The following is a 3,503-nucleotide window of genomic DNA, read 5'->3' as shown; positions in this document are numbered from 1 at the left end:
GAGCTGGACATCTCAATGTACAGGACAGGAAATGACACCTGCACAATTTGAAGCCAACCCGGCAACAGCACGCAGTGTTGTGGCTTGTATCATCAGACGGGAACTAGAGATTGAATTTAGAGATAGTGGCAACAATGAAATGATTGCTGTTCGCCGTACGGCCTGTTGGTGGATGACAGGAAAACCCTCTGGCTGCAACAGTGGCCGAACTGGTGACTATGTCGAGAAAGTAATGGGCTTTTATCAACAGCAGCATAAGTCGTCAATACCAGTATTCGCACCAGTAGAGGATCCGCAAGTCAACGCTCTTGACCCGCAAGTCAACGCTCTTGTAGAAGCACTGCGGCTTTCGGCACCACCCAATCGCCCGAATGATGGCATGTATAGCCAGTGGCAAGTTTTACCTGCCATTATCCCGAGCTGGACATCTCAATGTACAGGACAGGAAATGACACCTGCACAATTTGAAGCCGACCCGACAACAGCACGCAGTGTTGTGGCTTGCATCATCAGACGGGAACTAGAGATTGAATTTAGAGATACTGGCAACAATGAAATGATTGCTGTTCGCCGTACCGCCTGTTGGTGGATGACAGGAAAACCCTCGGGCTGCAACAGTGGCGCAACTGCTGACTATGTCGAGAAAGTAATGAGCTTTTATCAGAACCCTTAACCTTGGCCAAAAGGCCACAGGTGCGCGTTCAACCTTAAAACATTCAACCTTAAACCTACCCGAATGCCTAGGGCGAACAACCTTCAACAGATCATGCCGCTTGTCGCGACAACAACAGTTGAACAAAAGTATCACTAACTGTATGGTCTTTAGTATTCGCTGCGTATTGAATTAAGGTTTCCCGCAAGTGCCAAGCAGTATTCCACGGCAGTAGAGTTGCCAAGAGGAAGTACACACCGCGAAACCTAGGGTCACTGATATGCTTTTTTGGGAAATCATTTCCCTCACCTAGAAACGTATGCACGATGAAAAAGTCCTGGATTTTGTCGTGGCGGAAGTACCATTCTTTTCGATCATTGCCTGCATGGTCAACGAACATACGACAAACTACCATTTTGTGGCGTTCCATGCAAATCAGTTCTTCAAACCATTTGTCAGCTGGTATAGCTACCTGGTCTTGCAAGCGCATCTGGTAAACTGCTTCAGCAAATGCCTCTAGGGGAAATTGTCTCAGATAGAGTTCTTCATACTCCTGAGCCATATATTGATACTGCTGTTGCTGCAAATTCAGCAAGTCTGGTTTCTGCCCATAGGCTATCATCTGAGCCACTATGGTCAGGTCCATCGGGTTAGACAACATCCGACGCACAGCTCTCTGTTCTTCTTCTGATTGGTACTCATGTAAAACGGTGTCAATATACTTTTCGCAGGCTTGTTTGTACTTTATACCCGAGATGGGAGCATCTGGGGGCATAATTTTATAGCGGGATAGTAAAAATTCCTTAATCTGCTTAGGTTTCAATGGTTGCAGTACATAGGTCGTAGCGGAGGAAGGAGTCTGCCACTCCATGGATTGGGTCCCGATGATAATATTGCCCTTGAAGTAACTTTCCACAAAAGTGGTAATTATCGCTCGTGTATCTGGAGTGACTTCATTGAGTCCATCAATACAGATATCAAGGGCATCACTGTAAATCAGGTCTCGCAAGAAACCAGAGTCTTGGGCGAATCCATGAAGTTTTGCTTGAATCGCTTCGATCACGCCATTAGCGCATTTCTCAGCAGGTAAATAGACGATGATTCGCTTAGATGATTTCGCTAAGTTGCGTAGAAACATGGATTTCCCTAATCCTGATTCCCCTTCCAGGACAATGGGTAATTCCAGATCCGGTATTGCTTCTTGAATGGGTTGGATGATATTTTTTCCCTTGCGCTGGACTTCCAAGTCAGGAAAGTAAGCTTGTTCATCAAAGTTTTCTAAATCTGCATCTGACAGCAAGGATTCCTGGAACGGGGCAAATAACTTGGAGCGTAGAAAGGGAATCCAAGTTATGGCTATACCCACATACCCCAGTCCAAAAAACTTCCGCACCCAGGGATTCCAAAAGAAGATAGCTTGGACTTGGGGGGATTTGGGATAAAGCAGTATTAGTCCAAACCAAAATAGCATATGAGTTAGCCAGATAATCACCCCTCGCCCAAAAATTTTCTGATTACTACGAGAATCCTGTTCTTGCTGGAGATTATCAAGACCACCACGAACCGTTTCTATCCATCTATCTTGAAAAATTGTATCGGTGTCTTGCTCTAGCCGTTTGATAACTGTTTCAAATTGCAGTATGGATGTTTGCAATTGCACTTTGGTGAGCTGACGCTTGTGTTTCTCAAGCTTAGAAGCAATTTGGACAAGGGCAGAGGCGGCGGAATAGCGAACATCGATAGATTCATCTTTCAACAGGATTATTAAGTGAGGAACAGCCTGAGTCCCTTCCGTTCCCATCTTTCCTAGAGCAGAGGCGGCATTATAGCGAACATAGACTGAGTTATCCTGAAGCAACTCAATTAATAGAGGCAGAGCATCCTTAGCTGGCTCTCCAATTTCCCCTAGTATCTCGGTAACGTAAATCCGGATCAGAATAGATTTATCGTTTCTGAGTTGCTCAATCAGCTGAGGAGCAACATCTTTAGTTTTCTCGGCAATCTGCTCTAGGGCATTGACACTAGTCCTGCGAACCGATAAGGATGTTTCATAGTTTAGGGCTTCAATCAGGTAAGGTATAGCTGACTTGGCTGCCTCTTTTTTATGCCCTAGGGCATAAGCAGCGTTAGCACGAACCTCAGCAGATTTATCATTCCTCAAGACTTCAATGAGCTGAGGTACAGCCTCATGGGTTTTATTTCCCAAGTTGCCTAGGGCATAAGCACCATTGGCACGAACTTCAGCAGATTCATCCTTAAGTGCATGAATTAGATCAGGGATAGCCTGATAAGATGCTTCTCCCATCAATCCCAGAGCAGAAGCCGCTTTCGCACGAACTGCCGCTGAGTCATCGTTCTTTAGGGCTTTAATCAACCAAGGGACAGCTTCATCCGCTTCCTCTCCCATACTCCACAGAGCAAAAGCAGCTCCCTCCCGAACTGCCGCAGATTTATCCGTCTTCAGGGCTTCAATCAGTAAATAGACAGATTTTGGACCACATTGGACTATAGCTTGTTTAGCGGTTGTATTGTTTATATCGTTGAATCTGGCGATATTAGTCTTAATCTCTGCTTGAGTACACCCTTGAGCTAAGCCAGGACTACAGGGCAGCAGTAGCAATGAGCAGCCCAGTAAAAACACCTTGAGCACTGAGGAAGTGGGTTGTTTGATGCACCTAATCATAGAAGTTCTCCAAGGTTTCGTGAGTATAGATACAAACAATCTCTTCACAAATCCAGTTTTATTTCTCTGAGGGGCTATAAAAGTACCCCCAAGGGTACTCTTGAGGATTCCCCCTGAGGGGGTGACAACAAGGCATTAAACTAGACAGGGTATGGGGTGTGGGGTGTG

General features: G+C 45.6%; 2 protein-coding genes. One reads left to right on the top strand and one right to left on the bottom strand.

The genetic code is table 11. The features are described from left to right. On the top strand, positions 1-673 hold a 673-nt coding region (locus tag AC4II3_RS31120; RefSeq protein WP_490723010.1), incomplete at its 5' end, for a hypothetical protein. Positions 674-764: 91 nt separating this feature from the next. Here AC4II3_RS31120 and AC4II3_RS31115 read toward each other — a convergent pair. Further along, entirely contained in the window at positions 765-3,335 is a 2,571-nt protein-coding gene (locus AC4II3_RS31115) for a HEAT repeat domain-containing protein (RefSeq protein ID WP_488016284.1), read from the bottom strand. Between the last annotated feature and the right edge of the window lie 168 nt (positions 3,336-3,503).

The organism is Moorena sp., assembly GCF_982860115.1.
This window is presented reverse-complemented; position numbering and strand designations above follow the sequence as displayed.

What these genes read in the sequence shown, in the direction of transcription:
- AC4II3_RS31115 (WP_488016284.1), bottom strand. Translation starts at nt 3,335, where the DNA reads ATGATTAGGTGCATCAAACAACCCACTTCCTCAGTGCTCAAGGTGTTT.